Source organism: Marinithermus hydrothermalis DSM 14884 (assembly GCF_000195335.1).
Lineage (GTDB): Bacteria > Deinococcota > Deinococci > Deinococcales > Marinithermaceae > Marinithermus > Marinithermus hydrothermalis.
Map to the genome: position 1 here is coordinate 815,409 of NC_015387.1, position 21,485 is coordinate 836,893.

Here is a 21,485-nt window from a genome sequence, read left to right on the forward strand (position 1 = left end):
CTTAGGCCTCCGCTACGTCCAGAACCTTGCGGCCGTCGTAGTAGCCGCACTCCGGGCAGACGGTGTGAGGGGGACGCTTGGTGTGGCACTGGGGGCAGGGCACCAGCGTGGGCGCCGAGAGGGCGTGGTGGCTGCGCCGCGCGTCCCGCCGGGCCTTCGAGGTTTTCTTCTTCGGTACAGGGTGCTTCGCCATCGTCTTCCTCCTTCAAGTGCTACGCGCATGAAAACGCCCCGAAAACGGGCCGACCGCCATTATAGCAAAGACGCGGGTTAGATGTTACACCTCGTCCAGCAGCTTCCCTAGTGCGCTAAAGGGGTTTCGAAGCCCCTGACCCTCGGTGTGCCCGCAATCGGTCTCGTTGCGGTTAGCCCCGCAGACCGGGCACAAGCCCCGGCAGTCCTCCTGGCAAAGGACGGTGTAGGGGAGCTCGAGGACGAACGCTTCGGCGAGGAAGGCGCTGAGGTCAAGGTTCGGGTCGCTGAAGAGGTAGACGTCCTCGTCCTCGGCGTTCTGGATTAGGGTGAGGGTTTCGACCTCGGGGTCGTACTGCAGGAGGTGCTGGAAGTACGCGTTGATCGCGTACGGGGTGGGGGTGAGGCAGCGGCGGCACTCGAGCCGCACGGTGCCGTGCAGTTCACCGGAAAGAAAGAACTCGTTTCCCGTATGGGTGACGGTGACGCTCCAGGTGGCGTCGTTTTCTAATTCAAATTGCTCTTCCCCGACCTCGATCCGGTCACGGATCACGCCGTTCGCGCTTTGGGTGCCGGGTTCATGGAGCAGTTTGGCGAGGTTAATGCTTTGGACTTCGCTATAGTCCATCCCACTAGAGTATACGGAGGGGTGGGGGGAGTGTCAAGCTCGTGTAGTCGGGACTCATGTAAAAAAGTCGGTTGACTCAAAACTTGCACTTATGCACCCTGGGGATACCTATGCGCCAGGACCACTTGAAAGGGGCCGCTGGTTTCCCGTCTGATGACGGGTGCCATGACCCAAGCGGCCCTGTCCCTACTTTGGACCCTCCTGGCCCTTTTGCCAAGCCCCCACCTCCAGGAATCCCTCAAGGCCCTGCTCTTGCTCCTCCTCCACGGCCACGGCAAGGCCAGACCCCAGCACAGCCAGGTCAAGTCCCCCTCCGCCCTCTCTCGCTTCCTCAACCGCTACCCCTGGCCCACCCGCGCTCTCATCCGCCTGGCAAGAAAAGAGGCCGAGAAAGCCCTGGACCGGGCCAGAAAGAAAAAAGGCCCCAAGCCCCGTCTCCTGGTGGTCCTGGACCTAGTCACTCTGGAGAAGCGGGGCCGTTTCCAGGCCCTGCCCCTCTCCTTTTTTCACGGCAAGTGGGGACTCCATCTGGTGGTCCTCTACCTCGTCTACGGAGACCTCCGCATCCCTTGGGCCTACCGCCTCTGGCGGGGCAAGGGGGAGAAGGCCCTCTCCCGCCTGGCCCTAAGCCTCCTGGCCTCTCTGCCCCCCTGGATGCGCCGGGCCTTCCGGATACGGGTGGCCGCGGATGCGGCCTTTGGCACCACCCGGTTCCTTTTCGGGGTGAAGCGGTTGGGTTTGAAGCGGTGGTGGGGATGCGGCGGGACCGGAGGCTGCGGGAAGGGGAGAGGCTTGGGGACCTCAGGCGGCGAGGGGAGCCGGGTCTACCGTTTGGGGGCTTTCCTTCCCGGTCTGGGTGGCCTGGTACCGCTACCCCCTGCCCCAAGGGGGCTGGGAGTGGCGGTACGTGGTGGCCACCTTTCCCGCCACGCCCCGGACGGCGCTCACTTGGGGAAAGAGGCGGTTTGCCATAGAGCACTTCTTCCGCGCCGCGAAAAGCGAGTTCTCCCTGGGGCAGTTTGGGCAGCGGACGGCTTTGGGGGTGCACCGTTTTCTGGTGCTTTCCCTTCTGGCCTACCTGTTGGCCCACTGGGTGGGCATGGAGGGGGAAGGAAGCTGGCGGGAGGCCAGGGAGCGGGCGGCGCGGGTTCTCTTGCCTGAGCTCGTGGTGCAGCTCGCCCTGCGGGAGCTCTATGCCCTGGGTCTCTGGCCGCCGGGGGGAGGGGGTGAAGGTTTATGCGGGATATGCGGGAGGTGCAAGTTTTGAGTTGACCCTTTTATCCTCCCCACCAGGGGCCTCCACCAGCACTCTGGGGAAAGAGTTCCCGTAAGCCTTTCCCAGGGGCTCTTTTCCCCAATCCGCCGATGCCGCATCCGGTAAAGCCCCACCATCAACCAGGATTCCCCCACCTCCAGGCTCCGCAACACCCTCCGCCTGCGCCGCCGCCACAATCGCCCATGCCCTACCTCCGCCACGTTGTTTGTCCAAGGAGGCGGTACCTCGGCCCCCCAAGCCTCCTGCAACCCCTCCCAAGCCCGCACCCAGCCCTCCAAGGCCTTACCCCACCGGGGCAGAAGCTCCTTCCAAAAGAACGCCTCCCTCTCCCCAGGCCCAAGCCCCCGCAGCACCCTCAGACCCTCCCGTATCTCCCCCCACGCCTTCCGGTCCACCTTGGCCCGTACCTCCCGCATCAGGTGGAAAGCGCACCGGGCCCAAAGCAGCCTCCGCCCCAACCAGCCCAACGCCTCCCCTACCTCCTGCGCCCCGTCCGAAACCACCCCCAGCCTTGGAGGTAACCTCCAAAGGAGCTCCCGCACCCGCTCGTAACGCCGCCGATGGCCAAGGTCTCCCCACAGCGGGCAACCCGTCCAAGCCTCAAAGTAAAGGTACCCGTACCCCTTGGGGCCCCGGCCAAAGGCCCATTCATCCACACTCCCCCAGTACACCCGCCCTCGGAGAAGACGGTTCTCCCGCTGAAGGAGCCGTTTGGCCCTGGCCCCCGCGGACCTGAGCCAGCGGAGGCGGGTGGGACGGGTGAGGGGGAAGCCCAGGTTCTTGGCGAGATCGTTTTGGACGCTTTCAGGGGCGCGATGGCTTGCGAGGATGAGGAAGTGCTCCTGGATGGAGATCGCGTACCAGCGGCTTCTAGGGCAGTCCTCCGGGTAGAGAGCTCGTTTCTGGCGCTTGCATTGGGCGCAGCGGATCCGTTTGACTCTGACTTCCTGGATGCCCCGAAAGGTGCGCAGCTTGCGTCTGCGGTAGCCCCCGCTCTCCTCACGGGTGGCTCCGCAGTGGGGACAGGGTACGATGGAGCTCGGGGAGTCCTCAGTCGGCTTCATGGCAGAACCAGACTAAGGGCTCCCCTCTTACTCAACCGAGTTTTTTACATGACCCGTAGTCGGTCAGCACGTCTGAGACTCTTTGAGGGGTGTGGGGGCGGTCCCTTTTGTATCTTGGCCAGGAACTCCAGGGGGCAAGCCTTCGTTTCCCCCTCCCTAGTCCCTTCAGTCCAGTCACGCCGGGTTGCGTATTGGTATGCATAATGAAAGAATTAAGTTTCACTCGGTATAAACACGATTTTTTGCTACAATGGGCACCATGAACAAGGTTGGGGTGTTGGGAGTTCCGATGGACCTCGGCGCGGGGCGGCGCGGCGTGGACATGGGCCCGAGCGCGATCCGCTACGCCCAGCTGCATACCGCCCTCCGGCAGCTGGGGTACGCGGTGCTGGACTACGGGGACGTGGAGGTCCCGGTGGTGGAGACCCTGAGCCGTAAGAACGGCCGGAGCCCGGGAGGGCTGCACCACCTCCAAGCGATCCGACAGGCCTGCGAGGAGACCGTGCAGAGCCTGAAAAAAATGCCCGAGGACACCTTCCCCATCGTGCTGGGGGGGGATCACTCGATCTCCATGGGGTCGATCACCGGCGCGAGCCGCGGGGAACGCATCGGCGTGATCTGGGTGGACGCCCACGGGGACTTCAACACCCCCGAGACCAGCCCGAGCGGGAACATCCACGGCATGCCGCTCGCGGCGCTGTGCGGCTTCGGGGACCCGCAGCTCGTAAACATCGGGTGGGAGGGGGCCAAGGTGCGCCCGGAGGACGTGGTCCTGATCGGGATTCGCGAGCTCGATCCGGGCGAGAAACTCCTGCTGCGCGAGGCTGGCGTCACCGTCTACACGATGAAGGAGGTGGACCAGCTCGGCATCTCCCGCATCGCCGCCGAGACGATCGAGCGGTTCCGAGGCCTGCCCAAGGTGCACGTCTCGCTGGACGCGGACGTCCTCGACCCGACCGTCGCGCCCGGCGTGGGCACCCCGGTCCCCGGCGGGCTTTCGTACCGCGAGGCGCACTTATTGATGGAGCTCTTGGCGGAGGCCGGGATCGTGACCAGCCTGGACCTGGTGGAGGTGAACCCCATCCTCGACCAGGAAAACCGCACCGCTGAGATCATGGTGGAGCTCGCGGCGAGCCTACTGGGCAAACAGATCTTCTAGACTGCTTGGGGCCGGGATCGCGTATAATAGCGGGTGACCATGGACGGCAGTCAAAGTTACTGGTTGCTCTGGCTGGCGCTCGCGGCCCTAAACGCCTTCTTCGCGCAAAAACAAGGACAGCCGGGGTGGGCGTGGTTCGCCCTCTCCCTCTTTCTAGGTCCCGCGGTCACGCTGTTCCTCACCTCCCGGAAGCAAAAACGAAACCGCGTATAAACCCCAGGCGGGGCGCTCTGCGCCCCGCCCGCGCCTTAGGGCAGTCGCCTCACTCGCGGCGGTTGCCCACCTCGTAGCTGGTGTTCACGGCCTCAAAAAAGTTCACGATCTCCGGCACATCCACCTCGGTCGCCATCCACTTCGCGGGGTTCGGCGTGCCAAAAGCCGCCTCGAGCCCCAACTCCTCGAGCCGCCGGTCGGCCACGTACTCCACGTAAGCGTTCAGGGTTTCGGCGCTCAAGCCCAGGATGGGGCGGGGCAACAGCGCTTGGTTGTACGCGCGCTCGAGCTGGACCGCCTCGAGGATCAGCCCCCGGACCTCCCGGGCCAGCCGCGGCGTCATGACCTCGGAGTACTCCTCGAGGAACCCGGTGATGAGGTGCAGGCCGAACGAGAGGTGCAGGCTCTCGTCCTTGAGCGTCCAGTCAATGATGGCACCAAGCCCTTTGAGCAGGTTGCGGCGGCGCCAGGAGAGCGCGAGGAGGAACCCCGCGTAGAAGAAGATCCCCTCGAGCACCACGAAGTACCCCACCAGGTTCTTGAGGAGGGCCTCCTGGCCCGAGCGGGTCTCGAGGTCGAGAGGGTGTTGTTGCAATAGCGCTTGGGTGAGGGCGGTTTGGAAGGCTTCCTTGGCCCGCACCGCCGGGACCTCGCGGTGCGCGGCGAATACCTTTTCCCGATCCACGGGAAGGGTCTTGAGGACGTACTCGAAGGCCATGGTGTGGTTGGCCTCTTCCCAGATCTGGCGGGCCAGGTAGAGCCGCGCTTCGGGAGCGCGCACGTACGGGAAGATCGCGAGTACCAGGTTCTGCGTCACCAGGGACTCCATGGGGTTAAAGAACCCGAGGAGGAGGCTCGCGGCGTGGCGTTCCTCCTCCGTGAGCTTCTCGTGCCAGTCCCGCACGTCCTCCCCCAGGGGGACCTCCTCGGGGAACCAGGTGTTGTGCTTGCCTTGCTGCACGTGCGCGTAGGCCCAGGGGTGGGCCAGGGGGAAGAGCTCGATCGCCTCTAGGCTCGGGGGGCCGAACAACCGGTGATCGCGCTTCACACCGCACCTCCTTTACTGGCACCCTTCGCAGAGGGCGTCCTCGCTGGGGTCTTGGATCTCGGGCCGTTCGGGGGTGAAGGCCATCTCCTCCAACCGCCATTTCGGGCGTTTCCTGGCCTTATTGACCCGAACGGTGCTCTGTTCCGCGTACATGCGCGGCGCGACGTACAGGTAGTATGTGGACTTCAACCCCTTCCGCCACGCCTCCAGGTACACCGCCTCCATGGCCTCCAGGCTGCGTTCCTGGAGGTACAGGTTCCGGCTGACGCCCATGTCCACCCATTTTTGGGCGCGGGCTGCGTGCTCGATGTACGCCGTTGGGGGGATCTGGTACGCGGTGGGGAAGCGGCGGCGGAGGGGTTCGGGGATCGCCTCGATCTCGCTCAGGTCCCCGCGCTCCTCGACGATCCGCTCTCGTACCTCCTCCCAAAGCCCCGCGCGCTTTAGGGCCTCGACCAGAACCGGGTTGACCTCGAGGAACTTCCCGGAGAGGTTGTTGCGGCTGAACACGTTGGCGTAGTAGGGGTCGAGGCTTGGGGTGGTCCCCGCGATCAGGCTGATCGAAGCGGTGGGGGCGATGGCCATGACGGTGCTGTTACGCATGCCTTTTTGAACGAGGGGACGGAGGGCGTCCCAGTCCAGTCGCGCCTCCCGACTCACCTCGACGGGAGCCCCGCGGAGGCGCTCGAGGTCCTCCAGCGTGTCGAGGGGCAGGCGGCCTTGGGCCCAGGTGGTGCGCGGGAACCGGGGGAAGGCGCCGCGCTCCCGGGCGAGGAGGGCGGAGGCTTGGATCGCGTGGTAGCTCACGTACTCCGTGATGCGGTCGGTCAGCGCGTACGCTTCGGGATCGGGGTAGGCGAGGCCCAGGCGGCTGAAGACCTCGCTGAACCCCATGATTCCCAGGCCGACCGGCCGGTTGTTCCAGTTGCTCTGCTCGGCGCGCGGGTCGGGGTAGAGGTTCTGGTCGATCACGTTGTCGAGCATGCGCATCGCGAGGTGCGCGCTCTTGGCGAGTGCCCTCCACTGGATCCGGCCGCGCTGGAGGTAGGCCGCGAGGTTGAGGGAGGCCAGGTTGCACACGGCGATCTCCTCCTGGCTGGTGGGCAGGAAGATCTCCGTGCACAGGTTGGAGGAGTGCACCATCCCCACGGCGGCGAGTGCGCTGCGCGCGTTGCCCGCGTCCTTAAAGACCAGCCACGGGTGGCTCGTCTCCTGCAGGACGGCGAGGATCTCGCGGTAGAGCTTCCGTGCGGGAAGCTTCTTCCAGGATCGGGGCGGCAGTTGGCCGGCCTCCGCGGCCTGGATGTAGCGGGCGTAGGCCTCGTCGAACGCCCGTCCCCAGGTTTCGGCTAGATCGGGCGCGACCTGCGGGTCGAACAGGTACCACGCCTCCCCCCGCTCCACCCGTCGCATGAACTCGTCGGGCACAAAAAGGGCGGTGTTCAGCCGGCGCACGCGGAGGTACGGGTCCCCGGTGTTCTTGCGCAGGTCGAGGAAGGCCTCGACCTCAAGGTGCCAGGGCTCGAGGTAGGCCGCCATGGTGCCTCTCCGGCGCCCTCCCTGGTTCACAGCCTGGATCAAGGCGTCGTACACGTTGAGGAAGGGAATGACGCCGCTCGAGTGGCCGCTGATCCCGCGGACCGGCGCGCCTTTAGCTCGGAGCTTGGTGAGGCTTGCGCCGATCCCGCCCGCGTACTTCGCGAGCTTCCCGAAGGTTTGAAGGCCGTCGAGGATGGCGTCGAGGCTGTCCTCGATCACCCACAGGTAGCAGCTGGAGAGCTGGGGGTGGGGGGTGCCGGCGTTGAAGAGGGTGGGGGTGGAGGGGAGGACCCGGCGGCGGGAGATCGCTTCGTAGAAGCGCGGGATCCACGCGAGGGGCTCCGCCTCGGCGAGCGCCAGACCCATCGCGACGCGCATGAAGAGGAACTGTGGGGTCTCGAGGACGCGGCCGCTTACGAGATCCCGGACGACGTACCGGTCGAGGAGGGCGACCAGGCCGGCGTAGGGCAGCTCGGCGTCCCGTTCGGGCCGGAGGGTGGTGGCGAGGGCTTCCAGGTCCAGATCTCCCAGTCGGGGGTCGAGGTACCCCTCCCGGATGGCGTTCTGAACGTAACGAATGAACCCCTGCCGGTACGCGGCGGGGGAGGGGGTGGGGGTGCCGAGGGCCTCGCGGTAGTTGTGCCGCAAGAGCACGCGCACCGCGATCTGGGAGGCGGCGGGCTCCAGGTGGATGTTTTGCGTGGCAGCCGCGAGCAGCACCGCCTCGGCTTCTCCGGTCCCCTTTAGGGCCTCGAGGTCCGCCGCGATCAGCTGGCGGGCGGCCTCGCCCGCGGGGCCGAGGGGACGCGCAAGGGTGTTCAGAAGTCGGCGGGCCTCGTTCACGACGGGCCTCCTTCCGGGAGGGGGGGGACGGGGGTGGGGCGGCCTTCCTCGTCCAGGGCGACCAGGACGAACGCCCCGCGCGAGGCGAGCCGCCGTTCATCTTTTTGCATGGGTTCCACCCACATCTCGACCTCGACCGTCATGGAGGTCCGGCCGGTGCGCTGGATCCAGGCCACGAGCTCAACGATGGAGCCTTGGGGCACGGGATGCTTGAAATCGATGGCGCTCGAGTGCACGGTGACGACCTTGCGGCGCGCCCAGCGGGTCGCGGTGATGAAGGCGGCCTGGTCCATCCAGGCCATGGCTTGGCCGCCGAACAGGGTGCCGTAGTGGTTGGTGTCCCCGGGAAAGATGGGGTAGACCATGCGGGTCTCGGCTGGGCGTTGGGTATGCTGGGGCATACTCCTCCTTACTCCATGAGCGGCGCGGACCGCTATGGAAGGCGCGAAACCTGGGGTCTGCCTCACCGGCCAGGAGGGCCGGGAGGTGCCGGTCGGGTTTTGGGGGGTAGGATTAGCTCGTGTCCTGCACAGGCCTCACCACCTTTGCCCTTCCTCGAGGGCTACGGCGTTAGGCCGCGATGTGGGTACTCGGGCTTCCGGGCGGAGGCCCGGTTACCGTTGCGGGACAGCGCCGGACTTGCACCGGACTTCCCCCAACGCCCCTAGGGCTGGGCGTCCCCACCTGTCGGTGGGGCACCGCGGCCGGACACCCATATGCGGGGGTGTCCGGCATGGATTCTACAGGATGTTGGGGTTTGGGGCAAGGGGCTAGGCGAACCGGCTTCCTTCATCGCGGCGGTACCCCCACACGGCAAGCCCCCCAAAGACCAGGGTGTACCCTACGAGCCACAACCACGGGGCCAGCGTCCAGGACGCGCCCGTAACCACGGGCCAAAGCACCTCGCCCCACTGGCGGGTGGGCAGGTACGGGCTGATCTCGGCGATAAATCCGGGCAGGAAGTCCGGCGGGATCCAAAACCCCCCGCCGAACGAGAGCGGCAGGTACACCAGGTTCGCTAAGGGCAAGGCGGCCTTTGGGCGGGCCCAGTACCCTAAGGCTACACCGAGCAAGGCCATGGGCACGCTGCCTGCCAGAAGGCCCAGCACGAAGCGTGGCCAGGCCCCGGCGGGAAACGCGACCGGCGTGGTGAGGTGCGCTACGAGCACCACGATCGAGGCCGTGGCCGTAGCGAAGACCAGGGCGGAAAGCACCCGTGCGGCCACGCGCACGCTCGGGGCGAGCGGAAGCGTGCGCAAATACGCACTCCAGGGCAGGATGCGGTCCTGAGCGATGTTTGCCCCGAACTGAAAGAAGACCACGCCGAACACCGCAAACGCCGCGAAGGAAGCCGTCAGAAAATTCGCCGAGTACGCGGTATCCGCATTGGGGGCGGCGAAGAACCAAAAAAACATCGCCGGAAACAGCATCGTGGGGATCAGATATCCCGGCTGGCGCAACAACTCGAGCGCCTCCGCCTTGAAGTGAGCCCACACAAGCTTCATGCCGCACCTCCCGTGAGGACCAGGAAAGCCTCCTCCAGGCTGACGGGAAGGACCTCCAGATCCTGAAACGGCACGTCGGAACGAACCAGGGCCCGCACCACCTGGTCCGCGTCCGCGGTGTACAGCGTGACGCCGTTATGGGCGCGCTCCACCTTGGCCACGCCCGGCAGTTCAGGCACCACGGGGGCCTGGAACCGCACGCGCTTGAGCCCCACCCGGCCCTTGATCTCGTCGACGCTGCCGTCAGCGATCACGCGTCCTTGATGCAGGACGCTCACGCGCGTGGCCAGCGCCTCGGCCTCCTCGAGGTAGTGTGTGGTGAGGAGCACGGTTCCGCCGTCGTGCACGTACGCCCGAACGGCCTGCCACAGGGCGCGGCGCGACTCCACGTCGAGGCCGGTAGTGGGTTCGTCGAGCACCACGAGCCTGGGGTTCCCCACGAACGCGAGCGCGACCGCGAGCCGGCGCTTTTCCCCGCCAGAAAGCCCGCCGGTTTGCCGGCGCTCGAGGTGGACGAGCCCAAACCGCGCCAGCACCTCCGCGCGCGGTAAGGGGTCAGGGTAGTGGGCCCGCACCAGCTCCACCACCTCCCCTACGGTGAGCGTCTGGGGGAACCCGGTGTCCTGAGGGGTTGCGCCTACGTACCGACGTGCACTCGGGTCACGGGGATCCCGGCCGAATAAGCGCGCCCGTCCTCGGTCCGGGCGCCGGAGGCCGAGCAGCAGGCTCATCGCGGTGGTCTTGCCCGCGCCGTTGGGCCCGAGGAGGGCGAGGAGCTCGCCCGGGTGGACCTCGAGGTCCACCTCCCGAAGCGCTTCGACTGCACCGAACCGCTTGCTAACCCCCACAAGTTCTGCGATGGTTTCCATAAATCTCCTGTCTGGAACCCTAACCCGGTTTGTTGCGGGCTACGGCTAGGCCACTAGGAAAGCGCGTAGGAACGCTCATGCGCGAGACGCGGCATCCTTCATTATGCCAGGGTTGGGAGAGGGAGGGGAAGATTCTGTTAGAATTCCCGTTGATGCTTGTTATTCCCGCGGTGGATATCCAGGGTGGTCGGGCCGTACGCCTGTATAAAGGCGACCCGACCCAGGAGACCGTATACTTCGAGGACCCCCTCGGCGCGGCGCTGTACTGGCAGGACCAAGGGGCGGCGTACCTGCATCTCGTGGATCTCGACGCAGCCACAGGACGCGGCGAGAACCGTGCTGCGCTCCGCCGGATCGCCGCGCACGCCCAGGTGCCCTTCGAGGTCGGCGGCGGCGTGCGCAGCCTGGAGGACGCCCAGGCCCTCCTCGAGCTGGGCGCGGATCGGGTCGTGGTGGGCACGATCGCGGTCAAGGCGCCCGAGGTGCTGGCGGAGATGCTCCGCACCTTCGGGCCGGAGCGGGTGGCGGTCTCCCTCGACGCCCGCGGGCTGGAGGTGGTGGTCTCCGGGTGGGTCGAGGGAACGGGTCGGGACCTTCGCGAGCTGGCACCCGAGCTGCACGCGATGGGCGTGCAGACCCTGATCTACACCGACGTGCGCCGCGACGGGACCCTGGCGGGCGTGGACGATGCGATACTCCGCCAGGTGCGCGCGGCCTGGCCAGGGTTCCTCATCGCGGGGGGCGGGATCGCCTCCGACGAGGACCTCGAGGTCTTGAGCGCGTTGGGCGTGGACGGCGCGATCACCGGGAAGGCCCTATACGAAGGAAAAATCGAGCTTTCCCGCTGGGTGGGATCGGATGCCTGAGCTGCCCGAAGTCGAGACCACCCGCCAGGCCCTCCGGCCCTACCTCGAGGGCCGGGCGATCCGGGCGATTCACCACACGGACCCCGCGCGTTACCGCCGAACCGAGGATGCGGTAGGGCGGCGCGTCGAGGTCCTGAGACGGCGGGGCAAGTTCTTGATCGCCGCCCTCGAGGGCGGTCTGGAGCTGGTCGTGCACCTTGGCATGACGGGCGGGTTTCGTTTCGCGGAAGGCCCGCACGTCCGGGTGCGGCTCGAGGTTCCGGATCGTCCCCTGTACTTCAACGATCCACGGCGTTTTGGGCGGTGGTGGGTGGTGCCGGCGGGCGCGTACCGCGAGATTCCGCTCCTCGATCGCCTGGGGCCGGAGCCCTTGAGCGACGCCTTCACCCTCGAGGGCTTCCGGGAGGGACTCGCGCGCACCGCTCGAGGAGTAAAGGCCGTGCTGCTCGCGCAAGAGGTCGTGGCGGGGCTTGGAAACATCTACGCAGACGAGGCGCTCTGGCGGGCGGGGGTGCATCCCGCGCGTCCCGCGAACACCTTGGAGGTCGGGGCGATAGCGCGGTTGTACACGGCCATTCGCGAGGTGCTCGCCGAGGCGGTGGCTGCGGGCGGATCAACGCTCCAGGACGGCACGTACCGGAGGCCGGACGGGGCACTGGGGCGCTTTCAGGTGCAGCACAAGGTGTACGGGCGGCCGGGCGCGCCGTGCGTGCGCTGCGGCACCCCGATCCTGAAAGCGGTGGTGGCCGGACGGGGCACGCATTTTTGCCCCCGCTGCCAAGCTTGAGCCTAGATCGGGGGCGTGTTACACTAAAGGCAGCGTTGGATCCCTGTAGGCGGGGGTGGGTGCAAAACCCACCCTTCATTCGTGAGGGGATGGAGTCGAGATGGAGCTGTGGAATGTGATCGAAGCGGTGGTGCGCCCCTTGGGATACGAGGTCCTCGAGGTTACCCTAAAGGGTGGGGGGAAGACGCGGGTCTTGACCGTGCGGCTCGAGCGGGCCGACGAGCAGCCCATATCGTTCGCGGATCTCGAGCGCGCCTCCCAGGTGATCAGCCTCGAGCTCGACCGTCTGGACCCGATTCCGGGGGCGTACCGGCTCGAGGTGGAATCCCCGGGGCCGGACCGGCCTCTCATCACGGCGCGGCACTTCGAGCGCTTTATGGGCTTGAAGGCGAAGGTGCAGAGCGACGAGGGCCGGTTTACGGGGCGCATTGTGCGGGTTGAGGGCGATGTGGTGACCTTCGCGCTCGCCACGGGGGAGGAACGCGCGCTTAAGCTCGGGACGTTTAAGGCGAATCTGGCCGAGTGGCCGAGCGAACCGAGGTAATAAGGAGGCACGCATGAATAAGGAATTCGTGGAGGCTTTGCAGCACGTAGCGCTCGAGCGAGGCGTGAGCCCAGAGGAGCTGATTCAAGCTTTTGAGGAGGCCCTGGCTAAGGCGTACGTTCGCCAGAAGGGGTTTCGCCCCAAGGAGGTTGAGGAGGGCAAGGGGCCGCTGGTGGAGGTGCACCTGGACCCGCAGCAGGGCACGATCGAGGTGCTGGAGATCAAGCGGGTCGTGGAAAAGGTGGAGAACCCCGAGCGGGAGATCGCCCTGGCGGACGCCTTGACCTATGACCCTGAGGTGCAGGTGGGGGAGGAGATGGAGTTCCCGGTGGACCCGGAGGAGTTCAGCCGCATCGCGGTGCAGACCGCGAAGCAGATCCTCACCCAGCGCCTCAAGGAAGCCGAGCGGAACCGGGTGTACGAGGAGTACAAGGACAAGAAGGGCGAGATCCTCACCGGCCAGGTGACCCGCGTGGACAACCGGGGGAACGTGTACGTGGATCTGGGGCGCGGCGAGGCGCTGATGCCGCCCCGGGAGCAGATCCCTACCGAACGGTACTACCCCGGCCAGCGGATCAAAGTCTACCTGAAGGAGGTGCAGCGCTCCTCGAAGGGGCCGAGCTTGATCGTGTCGCGTGCGCATGAGGAGCTGCTCCGCTACCTTCTCAAGCAGGAGGTGCCGGAGATCGCCGAGGGGGTGGTTGAGGTGAAGGCCATCGCTCGCGAGCCCGGCAGCCGTAGCAAAGTGGCAGTGATGAGCCATAACCCCAACGTGGACCCGATCGGCGCGTGCATCGGGCATAAGGGGCAGCGCATTCAGGCCGTGAGCGCTGAGCTCGGGCGGGAACGGGTGGACATCATCCAGTGGAGCCCGAACCCGCGGGAGTTCATCCGCAACGCCCTGTCCCCCGCGACGGTCGGCGCGATCGAGATCGATCCCGAGACCGGCCACGCCGCGGTAACGGTCGCCAAGGACCAGCACTCCCTCGCGATCGGTAAGGCCGGGCAGAACGTCCGTCTCGCCTCGAAACTCACCGGGTACGAGATCGACTTCAAGGAAGCCGAGGTGGTGAGCGACCTGGACGAGGCGCTGGCCAAAGCCGCGGAGAAGGAAGAAGGCGTGACCATCAGCTCCGACGCGAAGGCGCGCTTCGAGAGTTTGTTCGTGGACGCCACGAAAGAAGAAGAAGAGGAAAGCGATGGCTAAGGCTAAGGGGCACGTTCCGGTGCGGATGTGCGTCTCCTGCCGTCGGCGCAGGCCGAAGCGGGAGTTGCTCCGCATCGTGCGGACCCCGGAAGGCTTCGTGATTGACCGTACGGGCAAACGGCCGGGCCGCGGGGCGTACGTGTGCCCTGACACCCCCACGTGCTGGGAGGAAAAACGCCTGCGTCGCTTCGCCGGAGGCAGCGCGGCCCGGCTTGCGCTCGAGCTGCAAGCGGTGTTGGGAGGAGAAGTAAGGGATGGCGAAGGTGCGCATTTACCAACTGGCCAGGGAACTGGGGATGGAGAGCGCGGAGCTCATGGAGCTCCTGGACACGATGGGGGTGGAGTATAAGTCCCACGCCTCCACCCTGGACGCCGAGACGGCCGAGGCGGTAAAGGAGATCGTTCGGGAACAGCGGGGGCTGGAGGAGCAGCGTAAAGCCGAGGAGGCCCGCAAGGCCCTGCCCCACCGCGCGCCGGTCGTGGCGGTGATGGGGCACGTGGACCACGGGAAGACCACCCTGCTGGACTACCTGCGCAAGACCCGGGTGGCGGAGCGTGAAGCCGGCGGGATCACGCAGCACATCGGGGCCTTCGACGTTCACGTAGGGGACAAGCGCATTGTCTTCATCGACACGCCCGGCCACGAGGCCTTCACCACGATCCGGGAGCGCGGTGCGCGCGCGGCGGACATCGCGATCATCATGGTGGCGGCGGACGACGGGGTGATGCCGCAGACCCGGGAGGCGATCGCGCACGCCAAGGCTGCGGGCATCCCGATGATCTTCGCGATCAACAAGATCGACCTGCCCCAGGCCAACGTGGACCGCGTGATGCAGGACCTGATGCGCGAAGGGTTCGTGCCGGAGGCTTACGGCGGTGACGCGATCGTCGTGCCGATCAGCGCGAAGACCGGCCAGGGTGTGGACGAGCTGCTCGAGATGCTCCTCCTCGTGGCCGAGCTCGAGGACCTCCGCGCCGACCCGGAGGCCGAACCCAAGGGCGTGATCATCGAGTCTAAGCTCGACAAGCGCGCGGGGGTGCTCGCCACCATCCTCGTGCAGGAGGGCACCCTCCGCATCGGGGACCACGTGGTGGCGGGCGAGGTGTGGGGCCGCATCCGCGCGATGATGAACGCGGACGGCGTCCGCCTCGAGGAGGCCGGGCCTTCCACCGCGGTGCAGGTGCTGGGCTTTAGCGAACTTCCAACCGCTGGGGATGTGCTGGAGTGGGTTCCGGACGAGGCCGCGGCGAAGGAGATCAGCGAAGAGCGCAAGGAAGAACGGAAGCGCCGCGAGGAGGAGGAGGCCGAGCGCCGCCGGGTACGCAGCATGGCGGACCTGCTGCGGCAGATGCAGGAAGGGCAGCAGAAGGAGATCAACCTCATCCTGCGCGCCGACACCCAAGGCTCGCTCGAGGCCATCAAGGGCATCCTCGCGAAAGAGGAGACCGACGAGGTCAAAATCAACGTGATGCTCGCCGCGGTGGGCGCGCCGACCGAGGGGGATATTCTGCTCGCCTCGACCGCGAACGCGGCGATCCTCTCCTTCGGCGTCAACCCGGCGGGATCGGTGAAGAAGGCCGCGGAGAAGAAAGGCGTGCTGCTCAAGTCCTTCCGCGTGATCTACGACCTCATCGACGAGGTTCGCGTCATGGTGAAAGGGCAGGTCGAGCCCACCTACCGCGAGGAGGTGATCGGGCACGCCGAGGTGCGCGCGATCTTCAAGCTGCCCAAGGGCGGGAACGTCGCGGGGTGCATGGTCACGGACGGCAAGATCGTGCGCAACGCCGAGATCCGCGTGCTGCGCGGCGGCGAGGAGGTCTGGCGCGGTCGGATCGAAAGCCTCAAGCGCTTCAAGGACGACGTGCGCGAGGTGGCCGCGGGGTACGAGTGCGGCTTGAAGCTCGCGGGGTTCGACGCCTTTGAGGAGGGGGATGTCCTCGAGGCCATCCAGGTGGTTGAGGTGACGGAGGTTTAACCGAGGAGGCGCGTCGCGGTGCCTTTGGTGAAGCGCTGGGAGTACGGGGCGCTCGTGGGGCTGGGGGTGGTGGCCCTAGCCCTTCTGGCCCTGCCGCCCCTCCCGGCCCGCGCGGTGGCGGCGGAGGATGCGGGGTGGGCCGCCCCCGTGCTGTATATTGGGGAGTCCGGGCACCGCTCGCTGCCCCTGGTTTTTACGCTACCTCCCCTCACGGTGGACGCCCCGGTGATGGGTGCGCCAGGGCTGGGGGCGCGGCGAGTCTACCGCGCGCCGGTCCTGGCGGAACCGCGACTGTACCTGCGGTACGGGCGATTGCAGCAGGATGGCGGGTAAGGCCCGGGAGGCACTGAGCGGCAAGCGACCCTAGGCCTTTTCGTCACGAACAGGATCGAAAGCGAGGGGTACAGATGCGACGCAATACCGTAACTGGAATCCTGCTGCTGGGGGTGTTTCTCGCGGCCCTACTCGGAATCTGGAAGCCCTGGGCTCCCGCGGAGCCCAAGGTCAAGCTCGGACTGGACCTCAAGGGCGGCCTGCGGATCGTGCTGCAAACGGACGATCCCGAACCGGACCCGGACGACCTCGAGCGCGTCCGAACCGTGATCGAAAACCGGATCAACGCCCTAGGCGTGGCCGAACCCCTGATCCAGATTCAGGGGACTAACCGCGTGTTGATCGAGCTGCCGGGCCTATCCCAGGAGGATCAGGACAAGGCCTTGAAGCTCATCGGCCAGCGGGCGGTGCTGGAGTTTCGGGTGGTTAAGGAGGACGCGACCGGCCTGACCGTCGCGCAGATCAACGAGCAGCTCCGGCGTAACCCGAACCTCGACCGCTCGGAGCTCGAGGCGCGCTTGATGAAGCTCGAGGACCTCGGGCCGCCGCTGTTGACGGGCGCGGATCTGGAGACCGCGAACACGGTGTTTGATAGCTTCGGGCGTCCCCAGGTCTCCATGACCTTCACCCCGGAAGGCGCGAAGAAGTTCGCGGAGGTGACCCGGGCGAATGTTGGGCGGCGGCTCGCGATCGTGCTGGACGGTCGGGTGTACAGCGCGCCGGTGATCCGCCAAGCGATCCTCGATGGCCAGGCGGTGATCGACGGGCTGGGAAGTCTGGAGGAGGCCTCCGAGATCGCGCTGGTGCTTCGGAGCGGGTCCCTTCCGGTCGCGGTGCACGTGGAAGAGCTCCGCGCGATCGGCCCGACGCTCGGGGCGGACGCGATTCGTTCCGGCGTGATCGCCTCGGTGGTGGGGGGCCTGCTGATCTTCGTGGTGATCTTCCTCTACTACGGCCCTTGGTTCGGGCTGGTGGCCTCGCTGGGCCTTATCTACACCGCGGTGCTGGTGCTCGGGATGCTCTCGGGCCTCGGGGCCACGCTCACGTTGCCCGGGATCGCCGGTTTGATCCTCACGATCGGCGCGGCGGTGGACGGGAACGTCCTGTCCTTTGAGCGCATCAAGGAGGAGCTGCGCTACGACAAGAAGCTCCGCCAGGCGATTCCCGACGGATTCCGGCACTCGATCGTCACGATCCTGGACGCGAACATCTCCACCCTGCTGGCTGCCGCTGCGCTGTACCAGTACGCGACCGGTCCGGTGCGCGGGTTCGCGGTGATGCTTTCGATCGGCATCATCGCAGCGGTCTTCTCCAACCTGGTGTTCAGCCGCTACCTTCTCGAGCGCATCGCGCAGCGCGGCGAGGTGCGCCTGCCCTACTGGATCTGGGGTACCCGGATCCCCTTCCTCAAGCACGCCCGCGTGATCACCCGCGCGACCCTTGTGCTGGCGCTCGTCGCGGCCGGGGTGGTCTTCACCAAGGGGTTCAACTACGGGATCGACTTCACCGGCGGTACCGCGTACCTCATCCGCACGCCGAGCACGGTGGGTGTAGAGGACGTGCGGGCCTTCCTGGATGAGGCCGGGATCGAAGGCGTTTCCGGGAAGGACGCGGTGATCACCGCGGTACAAAGCCCCATCTCCGACGCGCGCGAGTACTCGGTGCGCGTGGGGGTGCTCTCGCAAGAGGCGCGCCTTCAGCTCGCGGGGTTGTTCCAGGAGAAGCTGAACGCGGAGGTCCTCCAGTCCGAGACCGTGGGGCCCGCCGTCGGGGCTGAGCTGCGGCGTAACACCGTGCTCGCGGTGCTCGCGGGGCTGGGCCTCATCCTGATCTACATGGCTTTCCGCTTCGACTGGGTTTTCGGCGTGGCGAGCATCATCGCGGTGGGGCACGACGTCGCGATCACCGCCGGGGTGTTCAGCCTGCTGGGCCTCGAGTTCACGATCCCGATCGTAGCGGCCCTCCTGACCATCATCGGGTACTCGATCAACGACTCGATCATCCTTTCGGACCGGATCCGCGAGAACCTAAGGGTGATGCGGGGGGTGAGTTACCAGGAGCTCGTGGACACCGCGATCAACCAGACCCTCTCCCGTACCGTGATGACCTCCTTCACCACACTGCTTCCCCTGTTCTCCCTCTTCTTCATCGGGGGGCCGGTGCTGCGGGATTTCTCCCTTGCGATCCTCGTTGGGATCTTCGTAGGGACCTACTCCTCGATCTACGTGGTCTCCGCGCTGGTGGTGTGGTGGAAGACCCGGGAGCAATCGCAGCGCGCCAAGGCCAAGGCGTAGCAATGGGTTCGCGCGGCACCCCGCCTAAGGCGGGGTGCTTTTTTAGTGGCCCTACCCTAGGGCGTTTGCCCTTTCTATGCCCTTTATACTGAAGCCAACGGGGGGTACGATGCGGCTTGTCCACTGGCTTTCGTTCGCGATCCTCGTATCGTTTAGCTTAGCAGCGCTGTTCCACCACTACAGCCAACCCGACGCGCGGGTCGCGTTATGGGGGTTGGGTAGCCTTCCGGTCGTCTGGGTGGCGGGAGGTGCGTTCGCCCTGGGCTTTTTAGCCGGCGGGGTGTACGCGCTGGCCTGGTGGTTGCGTGCCTTACAGGCCAGCCGCACCTACCGAAAAGAAATCGCCCGCCTCCAAGCCGAGATCGAGGCCCTCAAGGCCCGCCACCCCGAGGACGAGGAGGTCCCGCGCATCCCGGATCGGGACCTTCCCCTAGGGGAGGATGCCGGGGCATGAGCCGCTGGATCATGGCCCCCTGGCCGCCGCGGGAGGCCCTCGAGGCCTTGATGCAGCGCTTGGACGTGCCGCCCGTGGTGGCGGCGGTTCTGTATAACCGCGGGTTTCGCGACCCCCAGGACCTCGACCCCCCCCTCGCCTTGCCGGACCTGCCCGGCCTCGAGACCGCAGCGCGCCGCGTGGTGCAGGCCCTCGAGCGGGGGGAGCGCATCCGGGTGCACGGGGATTACGACGCGGACGGCGTGACCGGAACCGCGATCCTGGTGCGCGGCCTCGCCGCGCTCGGTGGGGACGTGCATGCCTTCATTCCCCACCGCATCCGGGAAGGGTACGGCGTCCACCCAGACCGCGTCGCCGAGCACGCCCAGGCCTGCGACCTGTTCATCACGGTGGATTGCGGCGTGACGAACCACGCGGAGCTTGAGGCCCTACAGGCGCAGGGAGTCTCGGTCATCGTGACCGACCACCACGCGCCCGGCGATACGCCCCCACCCGGCATCCTCGTGCACCCGGCCTTCGCCCCGGCCTTCAAGGGCAAGCCCAAACCCACCGGGGCTGGGGTAGCCTTCTTCCTCCTGTGGCAGGTCCACGCCCTCTTGGACAAGCCACCCCCCACGGTCTACGCCGACCTCGCGGCGATCGGCACCATAGCGGACGTCGCGCCCCTTTTGGGGATCAACCGCGCTCTGGTTAGGGCTGGCCTCGAGCAGCTGCGCGAGACGCGCCACGCGGGCCTCGCCGCGCTCGCGCGGGAGCATTGCAAGGAGTACAGCGCGACCGAGATCGCCTTCAGGATCGCGCCGCGCATCAACGCCGCGGGTCGGCTTGGCGAGGCCGAGACCGCCCTCGAGGCCCTGACCACCCCGGACCCCACGCGGGCCCAGGCGCTCGCCGAGCGCCTGAACGAGCTGAACCGCGAGCGGCAGCGCGTCGAGGAGGCGATGCTCGAGCGGCTCCTTCCTAACCTCGACCCCGCTGCGCCCGCCTACGTGATCCACGATCCCGAGGGGCACCCGGGCGTGATGGGGATCGTGGCGAGCCGCATCCTCGAGCGGTTCTACAAGCCCGTCTTCATCATCGCTCAAGGTAAGGGCTCGGTGCGCAGCACGCCGGGGATCAGCGCGGTGGGGGCGTTGCGTGCGGCGGCAGCGCACCTCGAGCGCTTCGGGGGACACACCCAGGCCGCGGGGTTCGCCATCGCGGAGGAGAAGATCCCGGCCTTCCGAAACGCCATCCTGGAGTACGTGGCCGCGCACCCGCCCCCGGTGCCCGAGGTGCTCTTGGACGGTGCGCTCGAGGGGGAGGACCTGGAGGAGGTGTACCGGGCGTTGTTGTTCCTCGAGCCGTTTGGGGAGGGGAATCCCGAGCCGACCTTTTACTTTCGGGGCGTGCCCCAGGAGGTGCGCCTCATGGGGGAGGGGCGGCACGTGTCCTTCCGGCTGGGGGGGGTGCGGGTGGTTAAGTGGCGGGATGACGGCGAGGCCCTCCTCGACGTGGAGGAGGTGGAGGTAGCCGCGAGCCTCACGCTGAACGAGTGGAACGGCACCCGCAAGCTCGAGCTCATCGCGGCGGCGTACCGGAGGCCGGAGGGGTTGGAGGCCGGGGTGAGGGACGATGCGCCGCGCCTACGCGTGACGCGCGCATCGCTCCGCGAGGCGCTCGCGCAGGTTGTGCGGGAGCGCCTGCCGAGCTACGCGGTGGGGAAGGGCCGGGATTTTCTGGAGGCGCGCGGGGTGCCCGTGGTCGCGCCTCAAGAGGCACGGGTGTGGTTCGCGCTACCCCCCACACCCGTTGGGGGGGTGGAGGTCCGGCTTGCGTTGTCGGACCGGGCGCTTGCTTCCCTGACGAACCCCACGATCACGCGGCAAGGGTTGCGGGCGGCCTTTCAAGCCCTGAGGGCGGGGCGGGCGGTGACGGAACCGTACCGCACCGTTCTGGAGGAGCTGGGCCTCGTGCCCTGCCCGGACCCGCTCCCCCGGATCAACCCCTACCGTTCCGCCACCTTCCGCCGTTTGCGCCTGCAGCAGGTGCTGGGAGCGCGGCTTGCGCTTGCCTACCGCTATGGGGATGAACGCTTGCTCGTGGAGGCGCTCGAGCGCTGGTGGGAGGTGAACCGTGTACAAGCAGCCCAGGGATCCGTTTGAGGCTCGGGTGTACACCCCGGAGTACCGCGTGTACGGCATGATCTACCTGGTGCCGAAGGGAGCGACGGCGGACCTGTTGAACCAAGAGAATCGCCTGCTCTTGCCGATGACGGGCGTGCTCGTGTACACCCCCGGGTTCAAGCACCCACCGGACGCTTCAGAGCTCAAGGCGACCACCGGGTTCTTAGCCGTCCCGAAGCGCCGCATCCTCTGGGTGGTGGGCGGACGTCCGGCCACGCCGCGCACCACCGGTGCGATGCTGCGCCGCCAGTCCCTGGTGCTCCTGTACGAAGGCTACGCGATCGCGGGGAAGCTGGACATGCCCCAGCACGTGCGCCTTTCCGACTACCTCTCCACCGCCAAGCCCTTCCAGACCCTGCACGAGGCGCGCTTGTACGTGCTGCAACCCGACCGGCCGATCGTGGAGCTCGAGCCGGAGGAGTCCTTCGAGTTCGTGACCGTGAACCTGCACCGGATCGCGGGGCTGATCGAGTCCCCGGAGTACTCGGGGGAAACGCCTCGGCTTACCCTGGTCACGTGAAAA

20 protein-coding genes, 1 pseudogene and 1 riboswitch are annotated in these 21,485 nt (G+C 66.9%); of the genes and pseudogenes, 14 read left to right on the plus strand and 7 right to left on the minus strand.

The features are described 5' to 3' along the window. Position 1: 1 nt before the first annotated feature. The gene (gene rpmF, locus MARKY_RS04285) at positions 2-193 is read right to left on the minus strand and encodes a 50S ribosomal protein L32 (RefSeq protein WP_013703644.1); all 192 of its coding nucleotides are present in this window, start codon (positions 191-193) and stop codon (positions 2-4) included. Between the two features lie 84 nt (positions 194-277). Continuing rightward, positions 278-820, minus strand: a complete 543-nt coding sequence (locus MARKY_RS04290; protein ID WP_013703645.1) for a YceD family protein — start codon at positions 818-820, stop codon at positions 278-280. Positions 821-973: 153 nt separating this feature from the next. On the opposite strand from MARKY_RS04290, the pseudogene MARKY_RS11870 reads away from it, so the two are divergent. The 3 genes and pseudogenes from MARKY_RS11870 (at position 974) to MARKY_RS11875 (ending at position 4,532) form a co-directional block, all read left to right on the plus strand. Continuing rightward, a pseudogene (locus MARKY_RS11870) lies at positions 974-2,087 on the plus strand (transposase). Between the two features lie 1,323 nt (positions 2,088-3,410). Then, a complete protein-coding gene (rocF, locus tag MARKY_RS04300; RefSeq protein ID WP_013703646.1) occupies positions 3,411-4,319 on the plus strand; it encodes an arginase in 909 nt (302 codons plus the stop codon). A 39-nt stretch (positions 4,320-4,358) separates the two neighbouring features. Next, a complete protein-coding gene (locus MARKY_RS11875) occupies positions 4,359-4,532 on the plus strand; it encodes a hypothetical protein (protein ID WP_013703647.1) in 174 nt (57 codons plus the stop codon). Between the two features lie 49 nt (positions 4,533-4,581). Here the strand turns inward: MARKY_RS11875 and MARKY_RS04305 are convergent, their stop codons facing one another. The 5 genes from MARKY_RS04305 to MARKY_RS04325 form a co-directional block, all read right to left on the minus strand. Then, a complete protein-coding gene (locus tag MARKY_RS04305) occupies positions 4,582-5,580 on the minus strand; it encodes a ribonucleotide-diphosphate reductase subunit beta (protein ID WP_013703648.1) in 999 nt (332 codons plus the stop codon). A 12-nt stretch (positions 5,581-5,592) separates the two neighbouring features. Next, positions 5,593-7,962, minus strand: coding sequence for a ribonucleoside-diphosphate reductase subunit alpha (locus MARKY_RS04310; RefSeq protein ID WP_013703649.1), 2,370 nt, complete (start codon positions 7,960-7,962; stop codon positions 5,593-5,595). Continuing rightward, on the minus strand, positions 7,959-8,363 hold the full coding sequence (locus MARKY_RS04315; protein ID WP_013703650.1) for an acyl-CoA thioesterase: 405 nt from the start codon (positions 8,361-8,363) through the stop codon (positions 7,959-7,961). The genes MARKY_RS04310 and MARKY_RS04315 overlap by 4 nt, the downstream gene beginning before the upstream one ends. A 161-nt stretch (positions 8,364-8,524) precedes the next feature. Next, positions 8,525-8,680: riboswitch (cobalamin riboswitch) on the minus strand. A gap of 52 nt (positions 8,681-8,732) precedes the next feature. Beyond that, positions 8,733-9,467, minus strand: a complete 735-nt coding sequence (locus MARKY_RS04320; RefSeq protein WP_013703651.1) for an ABC transporter permease — start codon at positions 9,465-9,467, stop codon at positions 8,733-8,735. After that, entirely contained in the window at positions 9,464-10,336 is an 873-nt protein-coding gene (locus tag MARKY_RS04325; RefSeq protein WP_013703652.1) for an ABC transporter ATP-binding protein, read from the minus strand. Before MARKY_RS04325 ends, MARKY_RS04320 begins: the two co-directional genes overlap by 4 nt. Positions 10,337-10,488: 152 nt before the next feature. Between MARKY_RS04325 and hisA the strand changes: the two genes are divergently transcribed. The 11 genes from hisA (at position 10,489) to MARKY_RS04375 (ending at position 21,482) form a co-directional block, all read left to right on the plus strand. Then, complete coding sequence (gene hisA, locus MARKY_RS04330) at positions 10,489-11,202, plus strand: 1-(5-phosphoribosyl)-5-[(5-phosphoribosylamino)methylideneamino]imidazole-4-carboxamide isomerase (protein WP_041657814.1); 714 nt, start codon at positions 10,489-10,491, stop codon at positions 11,200-11,202. After that, a complete protein-coding gene (locus tag MARKY_RS04335) occupies positions 11,195-11,989 on the plus strand; it encodes a DNA-formamidopyrimidine glycosylase (RefSeq protein WP_013703654.1) in 795 nt (264 codons plus the stop codon). The genes hisA and MARKY_RS04335 overlap by 8 nt, the downstream gene beginning before the upstream one ends. Positions 11,990-12,089: 100 nt before the next feature. Next, positions 12,090-12,533 (plus strand): ribosome maturation factor RimP, encoded by a 444-nt coding sequence (rimP, locus tag MARKY_RS04340; protein WP_013703655.1) that lies wholly within the window; start codon positions 12,090-12,092, stop codon positions 12,531-12,533. Positions 12,534-12,546: 13 nt separating this feature from the next. After that, positions 12,547-13,740: a transcription termination factor NusA gene (gene nusA / locus MARKY_RS04345; RefSeq protein WP_013703656.1), complete on the plus strand. Its 1,194-nt coding sequence runs from the start codon at positions 12,547-12,549 to the stop codon at positions 13,738-13,740. Then, on the plus strand, positions 13,733-14,089 hold the full coding sequence (locus MARKY_RS11600; protein ID WP_013703657.1) for a YlxR family protein: 357 nt from the start codon (positions 13,733-13,735) through the stop codon (positions 14,087-14,089). The genes nusA and MARKY_RS11600 overlap by 8 nt, the downstream gene beginning before the upstream one ends. Next, the gene (gene infB / locus MARKY_RS04350; protein WP_013703658.1) at positions 13,995-15,716 is read left to right on the plus strand and encodes a translation initiation factor IF-2; all 1,722 of its coding nucleotides are present in this window, start codon (positions 13,995-13,997) and stop codon (positions 15,714-15,716) included. Before MARKY_RS11600 ends, infB begins: the two co-directional genes overlap by 95 nt. An 18-nt stretch (positions 15,717-15,734) precedes the next feature. After that, complete coding sequence (locus MARKY_RS04355) at positions 15,735-16,049, plus strand: hypothetical protein (RefSeq protein ID WP_013703659.1); 315 nt, start codon at positions 15,735-15,737, stop codon at positions 16,047-16,049. A gap of 74 nt (positions 16,050-16,123) precedes the next feature. Next, positions 16,124-18,343, plus strand: coding sequence for a protein translocase subunit SecD (secD, locus tag MARKY_RS04360; protein WP_013703660.1), 2,220 nt, complete (start codon positions 16,124-16,126; stop codon positions 18,341-18,343). 109 nt (positions 18,344-18,452) lie between these two features. Then, entirely contained in the window at positions 18,453-18,797 is a 345-nt protein-coding gene (locus MARKY_RS04365) for a LapA family protein (protein WP_013703661.1), read from the plus strand. Beyond that, positions 18,794-20,941, plus strand: a complete 2,148-nt coding sequence (recJ, locus tag MARKY_RS04370) for a single-stranded-DNA-specific exonuclease RecJ (protein WP_013703662.1) — start codon at positions 18,794-18,796, stop codon at positions 20,939-20,941. Before MARKY_RS04365 ends, recJ begins: the two co-directional genes overlap by 4 nt. Beyond that, positions 20,913-21,482 (plus strand): DUF6812 domain-containing protein, encoded by a 570-nt coding sequence (locus MARKY_RS04375; RefSeq protein ID WP_013703663.1) that lies wholly within the window; start codon positions 20,913-20,915, stop codon positions 21,480-21,482. Before recJ ends, MARKY_RS04375 begins: the two co-directional genes overlap by 29 nt. Positions 21,483-21,485 lie beyond the last annotated feature (3 nt).

Excerpts from the sequence above, each read along its gene's own strand:
- rpmF (WP_013703644.1), bottom strand. The coding sequence starts at position 193 with ATGGCGAAGCACCCTGTACCGAAGAAGAAAACCTCGAAGGCCCGGCGG.
- MARKY_RS04290 (WP_013703645.1), bottom strand. The coding sequence starts at position 820 with ATGGACTATAGCGAAGTCCAAAGCATTAACCTCGCCAAACTGCTCCAT.
- MARKY_RS04315 (WP_013703650.1), bottom strand. The coding sequence starts at position 8,363 with ATGCCCCAGCATACCCAACGCCCAGCCGAGACCCGCATGGTCTACCCC.
- MARKY_RS04365 (WP_013703661.1), top strand. The coding sequence starts at position 18,453 with ATGCGGCTTGTCCACTGGCTTTCGTTCGCGATCCTCGTATCGTTTAGC.
- MARKY_RS04320 (WP_013703651.1), bottom strand. The coding sequence starts at position 9,467 with ATGAAGCTTGTGTGGGCTCACTTCAAGGCGGAGGCGCTCGAGTTGTTG.
- MARKY_RS11600 (WP_013703657.1), top strand. The coding sequence starts at position 13,733 with ATGGCTAAGGCTAAGGGGCACGTTCCGGTGCGGATGTGCGTCTCCTGC.
- recJ (WP_013703662.1), top strand. The coding sequence starts at position 18,794 with ATGAGCCGCTGGATCATGGCCCCCTGGCCGCCGCGGGAGGCCCTCGAG.
- nusA (WP_013703656.1), top strand. The coding sequence starts at position 12,547 with ATGAATAAGGAATTCGTGGAGGCTTTGCAGCACGTAGCGCTCGAGCGA.
- secD (WP_013703660.1), top strand. The coding sequence starts at position 16,124 with ATGCGACGCAATACCGTAACTGGAATCCTGCTGCTGGGGGTGTTTCTC.
- infB (WP_013703658.1), top strand. The coding sequence starts at position 13,995 with ATGGCGAAGGTGCGCATTTACCAACTGGCCAGGGAACTGGGGATGGAG.
- rimP (WP_013703655.1), top strand. The coding sequence starts at position 12,090 with ATGGAGCTGTGGAATGTGATCGAAGCGGTGGTGCGCCCCTTGGGATAC.
- MARKY_RS04335 (WP_013703654.1), top strand. The coding sequence starts at position 11,195 with ATGCCTGAGCTGCCCGAAGTCGAGACCACCCGCCAGGCCCTCCGGCCC.
- hisA (WP_041657814.1), top strand. The coding sequence starts at position 10,489 with ATGCTTGTTATTCCCGCGGTGGATATCCAGGGTGGTCGGGCCGTACGC.
- MARKY_RS11875 (WP_013703647.1), top strand. The coding sequence starts at position 4,359 with ATGGACGGCAGTCAAAGTTACTGGTTGCTCTGGCTGGCGCTCGCGGCC.
- rocF (WP_013703646.1), top strand. The coding sequence starts at position 3,411 with ATGGGCACCATGAACAAGGTTGGGGTGTTGGGAGTTCCGATGGACCTC.
- MARKY_RS04325 (WP_013703652.1), bottom strand. The coding sequence starts at position 10,336 with ATGGAAACCATCGCAGAACTTGTGGGGGTTAGCAAGCGGTTCGGTGCA.